The organism is Nocardioides sp. QY071 (assembly GCF_029961765.1).
GTDB lineage: Bacteria > Actinomycetota > Actinomycetes > Propionibacteriales > Nocardioidaceae > Nocardioides.
In genome coordinates, this window is sequence record NZ_CP124681.1 from 152252 (window position 1) to 170465 (window position 18214).

The following is an 18214-nucleotide window of genomic DNA, read 5'->3' on the forward strand; positions in this document are numbered from 1 at the left end:
CCCCGAGTCGGATGCCGCGGTGCGCGGACTACTCCTCGATCCACCCCGCGCTCTGGGCGATGCGAACCGCGTCCCGGCTTCGTTCGACGTCGAGCTTGCGGCGGATCGATCGCAGGTGGGTCTTCACGGTGGTGACCGAGACGAAGAGCTTGGCGGCCAGGTCGTTCTGGTCGGCGCCCTGCGCGAGCAGGGTGAGTACCTCGCTCTCGCGGGTCGTCAGTGGGGAGGCCTCCACGGCCACCGCCGTCTGCTCGAGGGGGAGTCGGATCGATGTGGTCCGGTTCGCCGGACTCCTCATCGCACGGTCGACCGCGGCGACGACCTCAGCCCGCCACGCCTCGGTGGCCGGATTGTCGGTGACCAGGTGCGAGAGGAGCTCCCGGATAACGGCCGGGTCGTGGATCGTGAACGGCCGCAGTACGCCGGTGCGCTGGGTGTCGGCCAGCGCCTGGGCGATCAGTCGATGTGCGGCGTCGGGGTCGCCGAGCCGGTGGTGCACGACAGCCTGCAGCACGCAGGTCGAGGGATAGGTGAGCGTGATCGATGGGATCTGTGCGGCGGTGACGGGACTCAACCGTTCCAGAGCGCTCGGGTACTCCCGGTCCTGGACGAGCTCCGTGGCCTCCAGCAGCCGGGCCTCGGCCTCGGCGTCCATCCGGCGCAGGTCCTCGACGGCGGCCTGCAGCCGCCGCTCGTCGCGGCTGCTGATCGCCAGATACCCGTCGAGCAGGACAAGCATCGTCAGCCACGGACCGGCGGTGCGGACGAATGGGTCATCGAGTACGCGGTCAAGGAGCTGCCGGGTCCGCTCCACCTCGCCGGCGTCGATGGCTGCCAAGGCCTGGACCGCCGTCGTGACCGCGCAGACCATGGCGCTGCGGCGACCGGTGTCGCCCGCGGTCACAAGATCGTCGATCAGCGCTGCGTCCATCGCGACGTTGGTGCAGTGGCGGGCCCACTGCTCGACGGGACGGATGCGTTGCTCCCACGATCCTCCGAGCTCGTCAGCCGCGTCGCGCGACAGGTGCCGCAGAGTCGCGGCGTGGTGGAGCGCGCTGGGCACCTGTCCGCGCAGCATGGCCATCAGCGCCAGCCGTGACAACGCCGCCGCGGCCACCCTGGCCAGCCCGACCAGCTGGCCCAGGTCGCGTGCGGCGGCCAGGTGGCGCTCGATGCGGTTCATCGCTGCGAGATCGACGGAGGCGAGGTGCTCCTGCAACGTCGCTGCGAGGTTGAGATGGAGCAGCGCCCGGCGCCCCGGATCCAGCGCAGCGCTGACTCCCACGAGGGCGTCGGCCTGATCGAGGGCATCGTCGTCGACACGATGCTCGACGAGCGCCGTCCAGAGGCGGAGGATCACGATGTCGGCGGCGCGCTCCTGGTGCGCCGCCGACCCTGGTTCCGGAGACGGATCGGGCGCTGTGTCTGCTCCCACCCACGGATTCCACCCGGGCACGAGCCCGCTGAGCTCACCACACAGGCCGGCGAACCTCTCCCAACCGTCGACAAAGTCGTCCATCAGCCCCCCCGGGCGCTCCCTGCTCGGTGCGTGACGCACCGACTCCCTGGCCTCAGGGCGAGCGTACGACGCCGAGCGTGGCGCCACGGGTTTCAGGCGGCAGGCGACGAGAGCGAGTTGCGTAGCCGTCGCCGAGCCCGGGAAGCGGCGGCCGAGACCGCACCGGGCGTGCGTCCCTGCGCGGCCGCGATCGCGGCGGTCGGGTGACCGTCGACCTCGATCCACCACAGCAGCTCACGCCAAGGCGCCGGAAGGGCGGCCAGAGCCGCGCCCACGTGGCTCTCTGTCAAAGGCGGAGGGGCCTCCACCTCCACCGGTTCCAGGACCGCCCAGTCGTCGACGAGAAGGTGCCGTGCGTCGTGTCGCATGGTTTCGTAGCACAGCCTGCGCACTGCGGTCGCCAGGTAACCGCAGAAGTTCTCGGTGGGCCCGCGTCCGCGACGCATTGCTCGGAAGATCTTGGCGAACGCCTCCGCGGCCGCGTCCTCGCCGCGCGTTCGGTGGCAGCCCGTCGTGGCCGCAATGGCGGTCGCGGTCGGCAGGTGACGACGGTAGAGGGCTTCGAAGGCGGCGTCGTCGCCGGCACGGAATCGGCGCAGGAGCTCCTCGTCGGAGGCCTGGCGGTCGCCCGCGTCCGGCATTGCGCCTGCAGTCGTGGGGTGGGGGTCCTGTTCGCGGTGAAGCACCAGCCGAGGATCGCCCGGCGTGGGAGCGTGATCATCCCACCGAGGCAGGGGACGAGGGATGACCTTCGACGGCGAGGTAGGACGTCAGGGCAGGAGCGGGAGGGAGGAGAGAGGCGTCTCCGGGGCAGAGCGGGGATGGGGTGTCGCTGTCCGCGGCCAGGTCGGATCCACCGCCCCGACGGCGACCGGTGCTGCAAGGGCGACGGCGATCAGCGCCAGACCCAGGAGGCGTTGGCGCCACGGCGCCAGGACGGTGGGACGACGACTGCGCGGCGTTGCCATGCCCTCTCAGAGCGCCGAGACGTCCCGATGTGACGCGGAGTGGGATAGGTCACACAGGCGTCGCGATGTGCACGAGCGCGTCGCCCGCGTTGACGATCGGCGCACGGGTCAGCCCGATCACGATGCCGTCGCGGTCGGCGTGGACCAGCCGGACCCGACGGCCGAAGGTGTCGGACAGGCCGCCGAGGCGCTGCCCCGACTCGACCCGGTCGCCGAGCCTGACCTCGAGGTGCAGGATCCCGGTGCCGCGGGCCCGGACCCAGGCGCTGGAGCGGGACTCCGCCGGTGCGGGGTGGTCGGCCCACGCGGGATCGGGCTCGATCATGTCGAGGGAGGCGAGCACGCGCCGTACGCCAGCGACACCGACGGCGATCGGCTCGGCCTGGAAGCGCATCGCCTCGCCGGCCTCGTAGAGCAGCACCCGGGCGCCGCGGTCGCGGGCGGCCTGGCGCAGCGAGCCGTCGCGCAGTCGCGCGTGCAGCATCACCGGCGCCCCGAACGTCTCGGCGAGCTCGCGGGTGCGCGGGTCGTCGAGGTCGGCGCGGATCTGGGGCAGGTTGCTGCGCCGGTCGGCGGCGGTGTGCAGGTCGATGCCGACGTCGCACTTGCCGACGACCTCAGTCATGAACAGGTGCGCGATCCGGCTGGCCAACGAGCCGCGGGCCGAGCCGGGGAACGAGCGGTTGAGGTCACGACGGTCCGGCAGGTAGCGGTCGCCGGTCATGAACCCGAAGACGTTGACGACGGGTACGGCGACCAGCGTGCCGCGCAGCGTCTTGGGCGACAGGCTCGCCACGATCTGCTGCACCACCTCGACACCCATCACCTCGTCGCCGTGGATCGCGGCGTTGACCCAGACCGTGGGCCCGGGCTCGCGGCCGTGGACCACGCGGACCGGGAGGCTGATGTCGCCACCGGTCACCAGCCGGGTGATCGGGAGCTCGACCTCCTTGGCCGAGCCGGCCCGCACCCGCACGTTGCCGATCGCGAACGACTCACGAAGCGCCATCAGGAGGTGGCCCCGGTGCGTCCGCGGTTCTTGCGTCGTACCTTGCGCGGCGGCCGCCCGCCGACGTACGAGCGGCCGGAGTCGACGAGGAAGCCCTGCCGCAGCGCCTCGCGGCCGACCAGCATCCGGAAGCCCATCTCGTCGCGCCTGGTCAGCGTCACCTCGGTGGTGATCGTGTGCCCGAGGAGCTCGAGCTCGGTGAGGACCACGAAGCGTTCCTGCGTGTGGCCCGTCGAGCTGCGGATCGTACGACGGTCGTGGACGGGGCACTCGACGTACACCGCGTCCTCGGCCGAGCGCTGCCACGGGTGGATGGAGAACCGGACCCACGCGAGGCCGTCGCGCTCGAACTCGTGGAGGTCGAAGGCGTGCAGCGCCGACGTACGGGCGCCGGTGTCGAGCTTGGCCTTCACCGGGCCGATGCCGGAAGGGCCGAGCCCCGGAAGACGCACCCACTCGCGCCACCCGGCGACCACCGGAGGGCTGGTTGAATGGGCAGCGTCCACAAGCCAATCCAATCAGGTCGGGTATGAAGCTCGCGATCCTCTCCCGCGCCCCGCGCTCCTACAGCACCCAGCGGCTGCGCACCGCCGCCCTCGACCGGGGGCACCAGGTGAAGGTGCTCAACACGCTCCGGTTCTCCATCGACCTCTCCGGCGACGATCCCGACCTGCAGTTCCGCGGCAAGCAGCTCTCGGACTACGACGCGGTGCTGCCACGGATCGGCAACTCGATCACGTACTTCGGCACCGCCGTCGTGCGCCAGTTCGAGCAGATGGACGTCTACACGCCCAACACCGCCAACGGGATCGCCAACTCACGCGACAAGCTGCGCGCCACCCAGATCCTCTCGCGTCACAACATCGGGATGCCCGCGACGACCTTCGTCCGCGACCGCGCCGACGTGATCCCCGCGATCGAGCGGGTCGGCGGCGCCCCGGTCGTGATCAAGCTCCTCGAGGGCACCCAGGGCATCGGCGTCATCCTCGCGCCCAGCATCAAGGTCGCCGAGGCGATCATCGAGACCCTGCAGAGCACCAAGCAGCAGGTCCTCATCCAGCGCTTCGTCAAGGAGTCGAAGGGTCGCGACGTGCGCGCGCTCGTCGTCGGCGACCGGGTGGTCGCGGCGATGCGCCGGGTCGCGCAGGGCGACGAGTTCCGCTCCAACGTGCACCGCGGCGGCAGCGTCGAGCGGGTCGAGCTCGACCCGGCGTACGAGCAGGTCGCCGTGCGTGCCGCGCAGATCATGGGCCTCAAGGTCGCCGGTGTGGACATGCTCGAGGCCAAGTCCGGACCGCTCGTCATGGAGGTCAACTCCTCCCCGGGCCTGGAGGGCATCGAGACCGCCACCAAGCTCGACGTCGCCGGCGCGATCATCGACTACATCGACAACCAGGTCGCCTTCCCCCAGATCGACGTCCGCGAGCGGCTGTCCGTCTCGACCGGGTACGGCGTCGCCGAGCTCGTCGTCCACGGCGACGCCGACCTCGTCGGCAAGTCGATCGGTGACTCCGGGCTGCGCGACCGCGACATCACCGTGCTGACCCTGCACCGCGGCACCCTGGTCATCCCCAACCCGTTCCCGCACCACGTGCTCGAGGCCGAGGACCGGCTGCTGTGCTTCGGCAAGCTGGAGGAGATGCGCTCGATGATCCCCGCGCGCCCCAAGCGCCGCGCGCGGGTCAAGAAGCTCCCGAAGACGCCGATCCACGAGTCGTAGGGGTCGGGTCCGGGGCGCGTATCTGACGAATGGGCTGTGATCTCGGCGGTTTCACAGCCCATTCGTCAGATACGCGGCGGGACGCGGCAGGATGGCCCGCATGACTGACGCACCCGCCGAGCTGGTCCACCTCGACGTCGCTGACGGCATCGCGACGATCACCCTCGACTCGCCCCACAACCGCAACGCGCTCTCGCGGCAGCTGGTCACCGAGCTGGTCGGCCATCTGGCGACCGCGGACACCGCGGACGACGTCCGCGTGATCGTGCTGGCCTCGTCGGGCCGGGTGTTCTGCTCGGGTGCGGACCTGTCGGAGGCCTCGACGGTCCCGATGCAGGAGGGCGCCCGGGCGATCGTGGCGCTGCAGCGCCAGATCGTCGCCTCGGCCAAGCCGGTCGTGACGGTCGTCGAGGGCGCCGCCCGCGCCGGCGGCATCGGCATCGTGGCCGCCTCCGACGTCGTCATCGTCGCCGACGACGCCACCTTCGCGCTGACCGAGGTCAAGCTCGGGCTGACCCCCGCGGTCATCTCGCTCACCGTCTTCCCGCGGCTCACCCCGCGCGGGCTGGCCTGGACCGCGCTCGGCGGCGAGGTGTTCACGGGCGCCGAGGCGGCGTCGTACGGGCTGGCGACCGTCGCCGTCCCCGCCGGCGACCTGCGCGCGACCGTCGACGACATGGTCGGCAAGCTCGCCACCGGCGCTGCCCAGGGCCTGCGCGAGACCAAGAGGCTGCTCGCCGCCGACCTGCTCGAGCGGATCGACGCGAAGGGCGAGGAGCTGGTCGAGCTCAGCGCCCGGCTGTTCGGCTCCGACGAGGCCCGCGAGGCGATGACCGCGTTCCTGACCCGCAAGAAGGGCTGATCAGCCTGCGCGAAGGCGTTTGCGGTGGACCGATCCGGAGCATGGGCCTCGGTGGAGGTGGAGCGGTGGACACGAGGACGAGCAGGCTCGCGGCGATGGGAGTGGCCGCGGCGGCGACGATGGTGATGATGGTGACGGTCCTGTCGGGAGGTACGACGGCCCACGCGGCGCCGTCGGCCGCGGCGAGCGACGAGGCCTGCCTGATGCGGGCGACGACCGGCCAGGTGCGGTGCTACCCGAGCGCCGACGCGCTGCTGGAGGCGGTGACGGGGGAGCCGGCCGACGGGTTCACGACTGCCGACCTCGCGGCGCCCGCCACGGTGGCGGCGATCGAGTCCGGACTGGCCGGCCCCGGCGAGACAGCGGGGCTCCGCGGGGCCGGCGTACCTCTCGCGTCGGTCGTGACCGCGGTCTTCTACGACGGCCTCAACGGCACCGGCGCCGCGCTCGTCATGGAGGCGCCCAGCGGCTGCGACGACGACCTGGGCGTCGAGTGGGCCTGGCCCACCCTGACCCCCGAGTGGCGCAACCGGATCCGCTCGGGCATCGGCTACGCGCGCTGCGACTTCAAGGTCTGGAACCACGCCTGGTACGCCGGCGCGGCCTACGGGTACGTCTCGAGCTCGGGCTACTTCGGTGCGCTCGACGGCGCGGCCAACTCGGTCAGGATGCGGTAGGCGGGGCGGACTCGCCGGTGGGGACGTCGACGAGCTGCGCGCGGCGGAACTCCAGGACGGACGGTGACCCGGGGTCGGTGCACGCCGGGAGGCCGTCCCCGAGCCGCGCCTCGGCCCTCGACCCGTCGGGGAAGTCGATCCGCGCGACCGGGTTCGCCCCACCGCACCAGTTGCTCCACGACGCGGTCACCATGGCGCGCTGTCCGACGCCGAGCGAGAGCGGTGTGAACGTGGCGGGGACGGTGGTGCTGGTCGCCGCTGCGTCGCTGCCGACGGTGATCCGCACGCCGGGTCCGACAGGGCACGGGCGAGCCGCGGGTCCGTCGAGCACGAGCACGACCTCGTCGGGGTTGACGCCGGTCGGGCCGATGGTCACCGTGTCGCACGCCGGGGAGGCGGCCGGGCCGGGGGCGTGGTCGTCCCCGCCTCGGAGCACGACACCCGCCACGCCGAGCCCGGTCACCACGCACGCGGTGGCCGCCACCAGGGCCACCCGGCGCTGACGGTGCCGGCGCTGGCCGGCCTCGACCCGCTCGAGGAGGTCGGGGACGTGGGGCACCGGGACCTCGCCGTCGCGGACGAAGGCGCGCAGCTGACGCTCGAGGTCACTCATCGCCCGGCCTCCCCACGACGTCGTCGGGCAGCTGGTCGGGGAGCTCCACGCCCATCAGCCGGCGCAGGCTCGCCATCCCGCGGCTGGCCTGGCTCTTGACCGTGCCGGGACGGCAGGCGAGGACCTCGGCGATCTCCTTCTCGGAGCAGTCCTCGTAGTAGCGCAGCACGAGGACGGCCCGCTGTCGCGGCGGGAGCTGCTGGAGGGCGGCCCACACGTCGGACTCCCAGTCCGGGCCCGCGGTGGTCGCCGCTCGCTCCTCGGGCTCGGCCCGCAGCTGCTCGCGCCGGTCGCGCTTGCTGCGGGTCCACCACAGGCGGGTCATGGTGCGCCGGGCGTAGGCGTCCTGGTGCTCGACGTCGCGGACGTGTCGCCAGCGCCGGCCGAGCCGCAGGAAGGTCTCCTGGGTGAGGTCGGCGGCGGTGTGGGGGTCGCCTCCGGTCAGGAGCATGCCGTAGCGCAGGAGGCCGTGCTGCTTCGCCGCCACGAAGGCGGCGAACTCGGCGTCCACGCGCTGCTCACCCCCTCCCGTGACTCCCGAGACCACTTGTTCACGACTACCCCAAGGCCGTTCGTGGCTCCGAGGGTTGCATCAGCCGCCCGATTCGGTGAGGACTCCGGCGTGTCGCTTCTCTAGAACATGTTCTACCTGTCGCCTAGGGTGCTCGCGTGGACTTCGCGATGGTCACCGCCTACCACCCGATCGACCAGCTCGTGCCGCTGGCGCGCGCCGCCGAGGAGGCCGGCTTCGCCGCGCTCAGCCTCGCCGACCACGTCGTCGACCTGGAGACGATCGCGACGCCGTACCCCTACACCCGCGACGGCGGCCGGCGCTGGAAGCCCGACGTCGACTGGCCGGACCCGTGGGTGACCATCGGCGCGCTCTCCCAGGTCACCACCGAGCTGCGGTTCTTCACCTCGATCTACGTCGCGGCGATGCGCAACCCGTTCGTGGTCGCCAAGGCGGTGGGTACGGCGGCCGCCCTGTCCGGTGGCCGGGTCGCCCTCGGCGTCGGGGTCGGCTGGTGCCGCGAGGAGTTCGAGCTGCTCGAGGAGGACTTCGCGACCCGCGGGCGTCGTACCGACGAGGGCCTGGACCTGATGCGCGAGCTGTGGCGGCCCGGCTGGACCGAGTTCGCCGGCGAGTTCTACAGCTGCGAGCGCCTGGCCATGCTGCCCGAGCCGCCCGGCCCGATCCCGGTCTGGGTGGGCGGGCTGTCCGACGTCGCGTTCCGCCGGGCGGCCCGCAACGACGGCTGGATCGGCGACATGGCCACGGTCGACGAGGCGATCGCGATCGTCGAGCGGCTGCAGGCGCTGCGGCGCGAGGAGGGCAAGGATCCCGACGCGCCGTTCGCCGTCGTACCGGCACTCACGGACGCCTTCGCGCCCGAGGACTTCGCCCGCGCCGCCCGCGGCGGCGTGACGATGTGCATGACGATGCCGTGGATGTACTACTACCCGCCGGACGCCACCTTGGAGCAGCGCCTCGACGGCATCACCCGGTTCGGCGCGGAGGTGATCGCGCCGACCCGGGCCCTGGTGGGCGCTCAGCCCTCCAGGTAGGCGGTCAGCAGCGACACGATCGTGCGGTGGGCACGGTCGATGTCGATGTGGGTGCCGAGCAGTCGCTCGTTGCGCAGGCTGCGCAGCATCGCCGGCAGCAGCTCGGACATGGCGGCGCGCCGCTCCTCGTCGAGGCCCTCGACCCCGTCGAAGAAGCGGAGGAACGCCAGTGTCGAGAGCTCGTCGAGGTGCCGGATCGACGCGGCCGTGCGCGGATGGGTCTCCGCGAGCAGCTCGAGTGGTCGCGGCAGAGCCCAGCGCATGGTCTCGACGGTGACGGCGTACGGCGACTCGAGGACCGAGCTGTAGAGCTCGGCGACCTCGGCCACGCGGCCGGCCAGGGTCGTGCTCTTCGGTGTGCCCCACAGGTCGGGGCCGACCTCGGCGACCTGGTCCGCGACGGCGGACCAGAACCCGTCGGAGTCACCGAAGAGGTTCTGTACCGAGCCCCAGCTGAGCCCGGCCTCCTTCGCGACCATGTTGATCGACACCGTCTCCGGGCGGCCGGTCCCGAGCATCTCGACCGCCGTGGACAACAGCTTCTCGCGCGCGGCCACGCCGCGGCGGTTTGGTTTGCGGGACATCGTTGCCCCGGACGTCATGCTCATCGTGTTCCCCCCTTGGACACGCGATGCTTCGGGCCGTTCACCTACCACGGTACTGCCTTTGGTGGGAGTTCGCTGTCCCGTCCGATAGTTGCCTGCCCACGCCTGTAGAGTTGGTGGCTTGCCGCTTTCGGGCGGCTCTTCAGGAACGAGTGCGGACGGTAGGGGTCACGTCGGTGGCAGATGAGCTGGTGGAGCGCGAGGTCGCTGGAGAACAGGCCTTCGTCGACCGGGTCTACCGGCAGCTGGAGCAGGCGGGGAAGGCCGCCCAGCAGCTGGCGAAGGAAGGTCACTCCCGCGGCCGCCTCGGTCACGAGGGCGGCCTGGTGGAGCGCGACGCGATGGTCTTCCAGGCCGCGAAGCGGATCGCGCAGCTCGACGCTGCCCACGAGGGTCTCGTCTTCGGGCGGCTCGACCTCGACGCGGCGGTCGACGCCGCGCCGCGGTACGTCGGCCGGATCGGCCTGCGCGACGACGACCACGAGTCGCTGCTGATCGACTGGCGTGCGCCGGCCGCCGCCGTGTTCTACCAGGCGACGGCTGCGGACCCCCACGGCGTCCTGCGGCGCCGGGTGCTGCGCAGTGCCGGCCGCTCGGTCGTGGGAGTCGAGGACGAGCTCCTCGACGCCTCCGGGCTGGAGGCGGCCGAGGCCTCCGGGCGGGAGCTGCCGATCATCGGCGAGGGCGCGCTGATGGCGCAGCTCTCCCGTGCCCGCGACCGCTCGATGCACTCGATCGTCGCGACCATCCAGGCCGAGCAGGACAAGGCGATCCGGGCCCCCTCGCGCGGCGTCGTGTCGATCTCCGGTGGACCCGGCACGGGCAAGACGGTCGTCGCACTGCACCGGGCGGCGTACCTCCTCTACACCGACCGCCAGCGCTACGAGCGCGGCGGCGTGCTCGTCGTCGGCCCGTCCGGCGTGTTCATGCGCTACATCGAGCGGGTGCTGCCCTCGCTCGGCGAGACCGCGGTCGCGCTGCGCAGCCTCGGCGAGGTCGTCGACGAGGTCCGCGCGACCCGCCACGACGAGCCGGCGGTCGCCGACATCAAGGGCTCGGCGCGGATGGCGGAGCTGATGCGGCGTACGGCGCGCCAGCAGGCGCCCGGCAGCCCGCGCGAGTACCGCGTCTTCTGGCGCGATGACCGCCTTGTCCTCGACCGCGGCAAGCTCGGTCAGGTACGCCGGCAGCTGATGTCGCAGGGACTGCGCAACAAGCAGCTCCCGCGCGTCTCCCACGCGCTCCTCGACGCGCTGTGGCGCCAGGTCCGTGGCGAGCGCGGCCGTGAGCAGGGCCGGGAGAAGTTCAACGACGAGATGCTCTCGCGTGACGACTTCCTCGACTTCGCCCTCGGCTGGTGGCCGCCGCTCGACGCGCCGACGGTGCTGTGCTGGCTGCGCGAGCCGGAGTTCCTGGCCCGCGTCGGCGAGGGCCTGCTCTCCGCCGAGGAGCAGCGGCTGCTGTCCAAGACCTGGGCCGGCCTCGACCCGTCGCGGCCGATCAGCCCGCAGATCTCGATCGAGGACGTGCCGCTGCTCGACGAGCTGCGCTACGCCCTCGGCGACGTACCGCAGAAGGCCGACGACGAGCGCGACGACCCGATGGCGCTGATCGAGGGCGCGGTCGACATCCAGGAGCTGATGACCGCCTCCGACCGCGAGTTCGCGCCGTCGGGCCGCGCCTGGCGCCCGCCGATCTCGAGCATCGAGGACGACGGGTACGCCCACGTCCTGATCGACGAGGCCCAGGACCTCACGCCCATGCAGTGGCGGATGGTCGGGCGCCGCGGCCGTGCCGCCTCCTGGACCATCGTCGGCGACCCCGCCCAGTCGTCCTGGCCGGTGCCCGCCGAGTCGGACGCCGCGCGCGCCGCGGCGCTGGAGCGCAAGCAGGTGCACTCCTTCCACCTGTCGACCAACTACCGCAACTCGGCCGAGATCTACGCGTACGCCGCGGCCTACGCCTCGCGCGTCGACCTCGACGCCGACCTGCCCGACGCGGTGCGTCGCACCGGTGAGGAGCCGGTGGTCGTCGACCTGCCGGTCGGCGCCGGTGTGGCTGAGCTCGAGGCCGCCACCCGCGCCGCCGTGCTCGACGTCGCCGGCCGGGTCTCGGGGACGGTGGGCATCGTCGTACCGGTGGCGCGGCGGTCCGAGGTCAACGCCTGGCTCGCCTCGTGGCCCGAGCTGGCGGCCGACGCCGCCGGCGCTCGCGCCGCCATCGACTCCTCGGTCACGCCCTCGGGTGAGGACCGGGTCGTCGTCCTGACCGGCCTCGACACCAAGGGCCTCGAGTTCGACGGCATCGTCGTCGTGCGGCCGCAGGAGATCGAGGACGAGTCGCTCACCGGACGAGCGACCCTGTACGTCGTGCTCACCCGGGCGACGCAACTGCTCACCACTGTCGGCTGAGTCCGGCCCGCTGCTGCCTGTCCGCTGTAACACGCTGTCCACGCGACTGGTCGCCGGTTCTCAGCATCGAACCGGCTGGCTGGCCCGGCGTGTCGCGCTGACAGCTGACAGGTGGTCGGGCGGACAGCGTGTTACTTCCCGCCCGGGTCCCGGCCTGGCCCACCGTTCACCATGAGGCGTGTCGGCGAGGACCGGAAGATCGCGGGCCTCGAACCGCAGTAGGGCTCAACTGCCAGGGGAGTGACCCGAACGGGCCAGAGCCGGTGAGTACGCCGACGGACGCCTCTGGTGGCGGCTGCGGCCGACCATCGGGAGATGAGCCGCATCCTCCTGGCAGTCGTGGTCGTCGCAGCGCTGGTCCTGATGGTCCGCGGCCTCGGCGCCCAGATCTTCTTCGAGAACACCGGCGAGGCGGTCGCCGCCGCCCGCCACGGTGCCCGATCGATCGGGTGGGCCTGCCTGCTGCTGACGCTGGCCGCGGCGTACGGCTGGCTGGTGTTGGGCCGCTCGCCGTGGGTCGCGGTCGGGCTGATGGCGCCGGTCGTGCTGTGCGGTGGCCTCACGTGGCTGATGCCCGACAGCCTCTGGGGAGTGCTGGCAGCGCTGGTCGCCGTACCGGCTGCGGGGGTGGCGGTCCTCGTCGTACTGCTGGTGCCGCGTCGGTGAGCGCCGCCGCGGCCCGCCGCTCCCGCTGTAACACGCTGTCCACCTGACTGGTCGGCGGTTCTCAGCAGCAGACCGCCTGCTGGCCCGGCGTGTCGCGCTGAGAGTCGACAGGTAGTCGGGTGGACGGAATTGCGCGCCCGGGCACACTGGACGGATGACGACGGACCGGCGCCTGCCGACGGTGGAGGACGTCCGCGGCCGGCTGGGGGAGGCGCTCTTCCTGCGGGTCGCCGGTCCTGATGGTGCCCGCCACCGCGACCGGATCCACCACACGCCCGGTCCGCGGTGGTTCGACGGCGACAGCCCGATCGCGCGGGTCCACGGCGACGCCGCGATGTTCGTCGGCGGGATCCGGGCGTTGCTGCTGCAGAGCCTGCATCCCGCGGCGATGCGCGCCGTGTCGGAGCACTCCGGCTACCGCGGCGACATGTGGGGACGGCTGGCGCGCACCAGCCGGTTCCTCGCGGTCACCACGTTCGGGACGGCGGCCGATGCGCAGCGCACGGTCGACGCCGTGCGGGCGATCCACGACCGGGTCAGCGGCACGATGCCCGACGGGACGACGTACGCCGCCTCCGACCCCCACCTGCTGCTGTGGGTGCACGTCGCGGAGGTGGACAGCTTCCTGCGCGCCCACCGGGTCTACGGGGCCGAGCCGCTGGACGCTGCCGGGTACGACACCTACGTCGCCCAGACGGCCTCGGTGGCGCGACGTCTCGGCGTGCTCGACCCACCGACCACGGTGGTGGAGCTCGGGGAGACCCTGGCGTCCTTCCGACCCGAGCTGCGCGGGACGCCGGAGGCGCGCGAGGCCGTCGGCTACGTGCTTCTGCGGCCCCCGCTGCCGCTGCTGGCCCGGCCGGCGTACGGCGGGCTGGCCTCGGCGGCGGTGGGGCTGATGCCCCGCTGGACGCGCGTCCCGCTCCGGCTGCCCTGGCTCCCGCTGGCCGAGCGCACCGCGGTCCGGGCGATGGGCGCAGCGGCCGTCGGCACCATCCGCTGGGCGATGGCGCCCCGCGCGGCGTCGGCCTGACCCGCGCCCCCATCGAGCCCCGGATCTGTGCGTTGTGCAGCAGGCCAACGCCCCCGCCCCGACTTGTACACCTCGCCCGAGAGCCAGGGCCCGCCGCGCTGCCACCGTTGAGACCTATCCGGCGACCACGACAGCGTTGTCGTCGCCACGTCCAAGGAGGCATCCGATGGCCAGGTACGCAACCCGAGGAGCTGACGGCACGACCGTCCCGTGGCGCGACAAGAAGCGCTACCTGTGGATCCTCGGACTCGTCGTTCCGCTCACCCCGATCGTGGGGATCGCGCTGTTCGAGGCGACGGACGACGCGCTCTTCTTCTGGCTGACGCCGGTCGTGTTCTTCGGGATCATCCCGCTGATCGACCTGGTGGCCGGCTACGACAACACCAACCCGCCGGACGACGTGATCGACGCGCTCGAGAACGACAGGTTCTACCGCTGGGTGACCTACCTCTACCTGCCGGTGCAGTACGGCGGGTTCGTCGCCTCGATCTGGTACCTCGCGACCACCGACATGTCCGTCCTCGCCAAGGTCGGCCTCGCGATCTCCGTCGGCGTGGTCGGCGGCGTCGCGATCAACACCGCCCACGAGCTGGGCCACAAGCGGGAGTCGCTCGAGCGGTGGGCGTCCAAGATCGCCCTCGCGCAGACCTTCTACGGCCACTTCTACATCGAGCACAACCGCGGCCACCACGTCCGCGTCGCGACGCCGGAGGACCCGGCCAGCGCCCGGATGGGTGAGAGCGTCTACCGCTTCTGGCCGCGCACCGTCTCCGGCTCGCTGAAGAGCTCGTGGGAGCTCGAGGCCAAGCGCTACCAGCGCAAGGGCACGCACCCCTTCCACCTCGGCAACGACGTGCTCAACGCCTGGCTGATGACCGTGGCACTGTGGGGTGGCCTGATGCTGTGGCTCGGCCTCGCGTACGACGTCAACCCGCTCAGCCTGCTGCCGTACCTCCTCCTGCAGGCCGTCGTCGGGTTCTCGCTGCTCGAGGTCGTCAACTACATGGAGCACTACGGCATGGTCCGCCAGAAGGTCGGTACGCCGGGCAAGATGCGCTATGAGCGGGTCACGCCGGCGCACTCGTGGAACTCCAACAACATCGCCACCAACGTGCTGCTCTACCACCTGCAGCGCCACAGCGACCACCACGCGAACCCGACCCGCCGCTACCAGACCCTGCGCGACTTCAAGGACGCGCCGGTGCTGCCGACCGGCTACACCGGGATGATCGTGGTCGCGATGTTCCCGCCGGCCTTCCGGGCCCTGATGGACAAGCGCGTCATCGCCCACTACGACGGTGACCTGCGGCTGGCCAACCTGCACCCCGCCAAGCGCGAGAGGCTGCTGCGCAAGTACCCGGTCCCCGCCGAGCTCCTCGCCGCCGAGGCCGCCGTCCGGGTCGACACCAGCGCCCACGACTTCGAGGGCGAGGTGCTCGCCGCCCAGTGCCCCGGCTGCCAGTACACCTACGAGGTCGCGGAGGGCAACGAGCTCGAGGGCTTCGCCGCCGGTACGGCGTGGAAGGACATCCCCGACGACTGGTGCTGCCCCGACTGCGGGGTGCGCGAGAAGGTCGACTTCAAGGCCGTCGAGCCGCGGCACCACCTCATCGGCAAGGTCGGCGCGTGATGCACATCGTGGCCGACAAGGCGTTGTGCGAGGGCCTGGGGATGTGCGAGTCCATGGCCAACGACTACTTCGAGGTGGACGAGGACGAGGAGCTGGTCAGCGTCCTCGACGCCCACCCGCCGGAGTCCGACCGGGCCCACGTGTACGCCGCCGTCCAGGCCTGCCCGGTGCTGGCACTGACCCTCGAGGGCTGAGCGTCACCGTCAGACCACCGAAGGCGCACCCACCTGCCGGGTGCGCCTTCGGTGCGCTGTCGATGGCAGGCGTGGCTCCTCATCGACTTCGCCGGTCCGTCAACGTCTGGAGAACGCGCGGCGCGAAGAACCGTCGCTTGTAGGCGCTGGGGTCGACGACGTCCAGGACGTCCAGCTCGACGAGCTGTGCCACGAGCTTGTTGGCGCGGCCGTAGGAGAGGCCCAGTTCGGCCTCCACGGTACGGACCGTGAAGCTGGGATTGGCCACCGCCAGATCCACGACGGCTTGGGCGCTGCCGGCTCGAAGGTTCGAGGACTGGACGACCCGTCGGAGCTCCTCCTGGATCCTCACAAGGTCGATCATGCCGTCGCGCGTCGCATCAGCGGCCGCTTGGAGCCCGGTGGCGAAGAAGCGCACGAATCCATCCCAGTCGCCGTGGGTGCTCACGGCGAGGAGGCGGTCGTAGTAGGTGCTCCGACGAGCTTCGAACCATGGTGAGACGGTCAGGGTCGGCTCGCTGAGGACACCCCACATCTGGAGGGTCAGCACGACGAGCAGGCGACCCACCCGGCCGTTGCCGTCGCGGAACGGGTGGAGCGTCTCGAACTGGTAATGCGACATCGCCGCCGCGACGACCGGATCTATCTGCCCGCGGTGGTCGCTGCGCATCCACTCCACGAGATCAGACAGACCGGCCTCGAGATCGGGGCCGGGAGGGGCAGGCACGAACCTTGCTCCGCGCACGACGAAGTCACGCGGATCCGCCTCCTTCCGGACGCCGATCACGACCTGCGTCTCCCTGGGGCGACCGCTGACGTCCGCCAAAGGCGTGCCGCGCATGAGTAGGCCCTGGAGATCGCTGATGAAGGCGGCCGAGACCGGCCGGCCATCGGCGACCCAGTCGAAGCCGTGATTGGCCGTGCGGACGTAGTTGAGGATCTCGAGCAGCTCGGGCGTGGTCGGGGCATCCTCGTCCGCCGTGAGGACCTCAGCCACAGGCGCGTAGGTGCCTTCCAGCGCCGATGTGCTCTGCGCCTCCAAGCGCAGGGTGGGAGTGCGCAGCAATGTGGGATTCGGAAGCTGCCGCGCGGTGCTGTCGAGGGCAGCCAAGGCGGCCCGTGCGTCGGCGACCGCGAGATACGTCTGAGGGCTCAGGTCCGGCATGGTCGATGGCAAGGGGTCCGGTACGAACGCGTGGTGCTGCCACGCCCCGAGAACGGGATCGCTGCCGCTGATGGCGACAAGTGCTCCCGGGGCGTCCTTCCCGAACATACTGAGGTCCACAATGTCACTCTACTGGCCTTTGAGTGACATTGTTCGAAGAAGATGTCTGTTGAGTGACATGCGGACGGTCAGCCGCGGTGGAACAGCGCGTGGTGCCGCAGCGCGACGGAGAGCTGCGGGCTGATCCGGGTGATCGGCCGGCCGAGCATCTCCTCGGCCTGGCCGAGCCGGTAGCGGATCGTGTTGCGGTGCACCACCAGCGTCCGCGCGGCCTCCTCGGCGCTGCCGCCGCTGTCGAGGTACGCCGTCAGTGTCTCCCGGATCCGCTGCACCCCCTCGTCCTCGCCGGCGAGCGGCCCGAGCTGGCGGGTCGTGAACCGGTCGACCTCCGGCGAGCAGCCGAGCAGCACGGGCAGCTCGACGTCGGCGTACACCGCCAGCCAGTCGTCGGAGTCGGGTGCGGTGACCCGCAGCGTGCCCTGGGCCTCGCGGTGGGAGGCGACGAAGCCGGCGATGTTGGGGGTGGCGGAGCCGACGCCCACCACGACGCTCCCGGTCCGCAGGTCGGCTGCGGCAGCCACGAGTCCCGAGAGGTCCGGCTGGTCGCGGGTGCCGAGCCACATCCAAAGCTGGCGGCCGCCGGGCTTGACGATGAGCGGGTTGGCGGCGCCGATCCGGCGGGCGAGGTCGGCGGCCAGTGGTTCGAGGGCGCCGGCCTGCTCGGCGTCGCCGACGGACAGGACGACCGCGGTGTGGTGCACCGAGATCGGGTAGCCCCCCAGTGCGGCGGACGCCTCGCGGGCGTCGCTCAGCTCGCCGGCGAGGATCGAGCGCACCGACTCGAAGCGCTGGGCGGCCGCGCCGGCCAGCACCCGTGAGCGCGCGGCCTCGTAGGCCGCGATGGACTCGGTGATCGACTGGTCGAGCCAGACCCCGGCCCGGTTCCAGAAGTACATGAGCAGGTCGGCCCGGTCGAAGTCGGCCGGGGGGAGTGCCCTGATCAGCTCGCTGACATAGGCCCACACCTCCTGCTGGGCCACCCGGTAGAACCGGATCAGCGACTCCAGCGGCAGCTGCCGGTCGGCGATGTCGACGGACAGGACGCGGGCCGCCTCGGGGAGGTGGAAGTGCTGCTCGGGCTGGGCGAAGTCGCCGAGGAACGCCAGCCAGTGATCGCGGATCGTCAGCCGCAGTGTCTCGGACAGGCCGTCGACGAGCTCGACCTCGGGCATCTCGCGCACGATCGCCGCCTTCACCCGGTCGACCCAGGCTTCCACCTGGTCGGGCTGGGCCGACTCGGCGGCGTACGCCAGCAGCCACGGTGCGAGGTCGGACGGCACGGACTCGCTGCTCATCCGCTCACCCTAGGGGTGCACGGCCGGCTTTGTGCACGGTGACAACGCGGTCCCGGTTCTTTGGACTGCGACCACGAGAGCGTGACCACCGTCACCGGGTGGACTGGGCGCTCACAGGCGGGCCCGGCACAGGGGCTTGCCGTTCTCATGGGGGTGCAGCC

The 18214-nt window shown here is 71.6% G+C and carries 18 protein-coding genes and 1 pseudogene; 10 read left to right on the forward strand and 9 right to left on the reverse strand.

What is annotated here, in order from left to right; translation table 11 throughout:
* Positions 1–28 precede the first annotated feature (28 nt).
* From QI633_RS00705 to QI633_RS00720, 4 genes are all read right to left on the reverse strand, one after another.
* A complete protein-coding gene (locus QI633_RS00705; protein WP_282427788.1) occupies positions 29–1435 on the reverse strand; it encodes a LuxR family transcriptional regulator in 1407 nt (468 codons plus the stop codon).
* A gap of 176 nt (positions 1436–1611) precedes the next feature.
* The gene (locus QI633_RS00710) at positions 1612–2205 is read right to left on the reverse strand and encodes a sigma factor-like helix-turn-helix DNA-binding protein (RefSeq protein WP_282427789.1); all 594 of its coding nucleotides are present in this window, start codon (positions 2203–2205) and stop codon (positions 1612–1614) included.
* 331 nt (positions 2206–2536) lie between these two features.
* On the reverse strand, positions 2537–3496 hold the full coding sequence (locus QI633_RS00715; protein WP_141796388.1) for a succinylglutamate desuccinylase/aspartoacylase family protein: 960 nt from the start codon (positions 3494–3496) through the stop codon (positions 2537–2539).
* Entirely contained in the window at positions 3496–4002 is a 507-nt protein-coding gene (locus QI633_RS00720; protein WP_174245170.1) for a RimK/LysX family protein, read from the reverse strand. Before QI633_RS00720 ends, QI633_RS00715 begins: the two co-directional genes overlap by 1 nt.
* Before the next feature lie 23 nt (positions 4003–4025).
* Here QI633_RS00720 and QI633_RS00725 point away from each other — a divergent pair.
* From QI633_RS00725 to QI633_RS00735, 4 genes and pseudogenes are all read left to right on the forward strand, one after another.
* Positions 4026–4886: pseudogene (locus tag QI633_RS00725) on the forward strand (RimK family alpha-L-glutamate ligase); the annotation flags it as partial.
* Positions 4887–4925: 39 nt separating this feature from the next.
* Entirely contained in the window at positions 4926–5216 is a 291-nt protein-coding gene (locus QI633_RS27585) for a TrkA C-terminal domain-containing protein (protein WP_349016735.1), read from the forward strand.
* 100 nt (positions 5217–5316) lie between these two features.
* Positions 5317–6078, forward strand: a complete 762-nt coding sequence (locus QI633_RS00730; protein ID WP_282427790.1) for an enoyl-CoA hydratase-related protein — start codon at positions 5317–5319, stop codon at positions 6076–6078.
* A gap of 65 nt (positions 6079–6143) precedes the next feature.
* A complete protein-coding gene (locus QI633_RS00735; protein WP_141796385.1) occupies positions 6144–6755 on the forward strand; it encodes a hypothetical protein in 612 nt (203 codons plus the stop codon).
* On the opposite strand, the gene QI633_RS00740 is transcribed toward QI633_RS00735, so the two are convergent.
* Together QI633_RS00740 and QI633_RS00745 are read right to left on the reverse strand one after the other, a co-directional pair.
* Positions 6742–7368, reverse strand: coding sequence for a hypothetical protein (locus QI633_RS00740; protein WP_282427791.1), 627 nt, complete (start codon positions 7366–7368; stop codon positions 6742–6744). The two genes, QI633_RS00735 and QI633_RS00740, sit on opposite strands and share 14 nt — an antisense overlap.
* A complete protein-coding gene (locus tag QI633_RS00745; protein WP_141796383.1) occupies positions 7361–7879 on the reverse strand; it encodes a SigE family RNA polymerase sigma factor in 519 nt (172 codons plus the stop codon). Before QI633_RS00745 ends, QI633_RS00740 begins: the two co-directional genes overlap by 8 nt.
* Positions 7880–8037: 158 nt before the next feature.
* Here QI633_RS00745 and QI633_RS00750 point away from each other — a divergent pair, with 158 nt between their 5' ends.
* On the forward strand, positions 8038–8934 hold the full coding sequence (locus tag QI633_RS00750) for a TIGR03619 family F420-dependent LLM class oxidoreductase (protein WP_282427792.1): 897 nt from the start codon (positions 8038–8040) through the stop codon (positions 8932–8934).
* Here the strand turns inward: QI633_RS00750 and QI633_RS00755 are convergent.
* Entirely contained in the window at positions 8919–9542 is a 624-nt protein-coding gene (locus QI633_RS00755; RefSeq protein WP_141796382.1) for a TetR/AcrR family transcriptional regulator, read from the reverse strand. The two genes, QI633_RS00750 and QI633_RS00755, sit on opposite strands and share 16 nt — an antisense overlap.
* Positions 9543–9715: 173 nt before the next feature.
* On the opposite strand from QI633_RS00755, the gene QI633_RS00760 reads away from it, so the two are divergent.
* The 5 genes from QI633_RS00760 to QI633_RS00780 all read left to right on the forward strand — a co-directional run bounded on the left by QI633_RS00760 (position 9716) and on the right by QI633_RS00780 (position 15473).
* Complete coding sequence (locus tag QI633_RS00760; RefSeq protein WP_282427793.1) at positions 9716–11950, forward strand: UvrD-helicase domain-containing protein; 2235 nt, start codon at positions 9716–9718, stop codon at positions 11948–11950.
* 315 nt (positions 11951–12265) lie between these two features.
* Positions 12266–12616, forward strand: a complete 351-nt coding sequence (locus QI633_RS00765) for a hypothetical protein (RefSeq protein WP_282427794.1) — start codon at positions 12266–12268, stop codon at positions 12614–12616.
* 154 nt (positions 12617–12770) lie between these two features.
* On the forward strand, positions 12771–13649 hold the full coding sequence (locus QI633_RS00770) for an oxygenase MpaB family protein (RefSeq protein ID WP_282427795.1): 879 nt from the start codon (positions 12771–12773) through the stop codon (positions 13647–13649).
* Between the two features lie 166 nt (positions 13650–13815).
* Positions 13816–15279, forward strand: coding sequence for a fatty acid desaturase (locus QI633_RS00775; protein WP_282427796.1), 1464 nt, complete (start codon positions 13816–13818; stop codon positions 15277–15279).
* The gene (locus QI633_RS00780; RefSeq protein ID WP_282429333.1) at positions 15279–15473 is read left to right on the forward strand and encodes a ferredoxin; all 195 of its coding nucleotides are present in this window, start codon (positions 15279–15281) and stop codon (positions 15471–15473) included. The genes QI633_RS00775 and QI633_RS00780 overlap by 1 nt, the downstream gene beginning before the upstream one ends.
* A gap of 79 nt (positions 15474–15552) precedes the next feature.
* Here QI633_RS00780 and QI633_RS00785 read toward each other — a convergent pair whose 3' ends face one another.
* Together QI633_RS00785 and QI633_RS00790 are read right to left on the reverse strand one after the other, a co-directional pair.
* Positions 15553–16758: a Fic/DOC family N-terminal domain-containing protein gene (locus QI633_RS00785; RefSeq protein WP_174245168.1), complete on the reverse strand. Its 1206-nt coding sequence runs from the start codon at positions 16756–16758 to the stop codon at positions 15553–15555.
* Between the two features lie 68 nt (positions 16759–16826).
* A complete protein-coding gene (locus QI633_RS00790) occupies positions 16827–18053 on the reverse strand; it encodes a PucR family transcriptional regulator (RefSeq protein ID WP_282427797.1) in 1227 nt (408 codons plus the stop codon).
* Between the last annotated feature and the right edge of the window lie 161 nt (positions 18054–18214).

What these genes read in the sequence shown, in the direction of transcription:
- QI633_RS00715 (WP_141796388.1), bottom strand. Translation starts at nt 3,496, where the DNA reads ATGGCGCTTCGTGAGTCGTTCGCGATCGGCAACGTGCGGGTGCGGGCC.
- QI633_RS00730 (WP_282427790.1), top strand. Translation starts at nt 5,317, where the DNA reads ATGACTGACGCACCCGCCGAGCTGGTCCACCTCGACGTCGCTGACGGC.
- QI633_RS00740 (WP_282427791.1), bottom strand. Translation starts at nt 7,368, where the DNA reads ATGAGTGACCTCGAGCGTCAGCTGCGCGCCTTCGTCCGCGACGGCGAG.
- QI633_RS00755 (WP_141796382.1), bottom strand. Translation starts at nt 9,542, where the DNA reads ATGAGCATGACGTCCGGGGCAACGATGTCCCGCAAACCAAACCGCCGC.
- QI633_RS00765 (WP_282427794.1), top strand. Translation starts at nt 12,266, where the DNA reads ATGAGCCGCATCCTCCTGGCAGTCGTGGTCGTCGCAGCGCTGGTCCTG.
- QI633_RS00770 (WP_282427795.1), top strand. Translation starts at nt 12,771, where the DNA reads ATGACGACGGACCGGCGCCTGCCGACGGTGGAGGACGTCCGCGGCCGG.
- QI633_RS00775 (WP_282427796.1), top strand. Translation starts at nt 13,816, where the DNA reads ATGGCCAGGTACGCAACCCGAGGAGCTGACGGCACGACCGTCCCGTGG.
- QI633_RS00780 (WP_282429333.1), top strand. Translation starts at nt 15,279, where the DNA reads ATGCACATCGTGGCCGACAAGGCGTTGTGCGAGGGCCTGGGGATGTGC.
- QI633_RS00790 (WP_282427797.1), bottom strand. Translation starts at nt 18,053, where the DNA reads ATGAGCAGCGAGTCCGTGCCGTCCGACCTCGCACCGTGGCTGCTGGCG.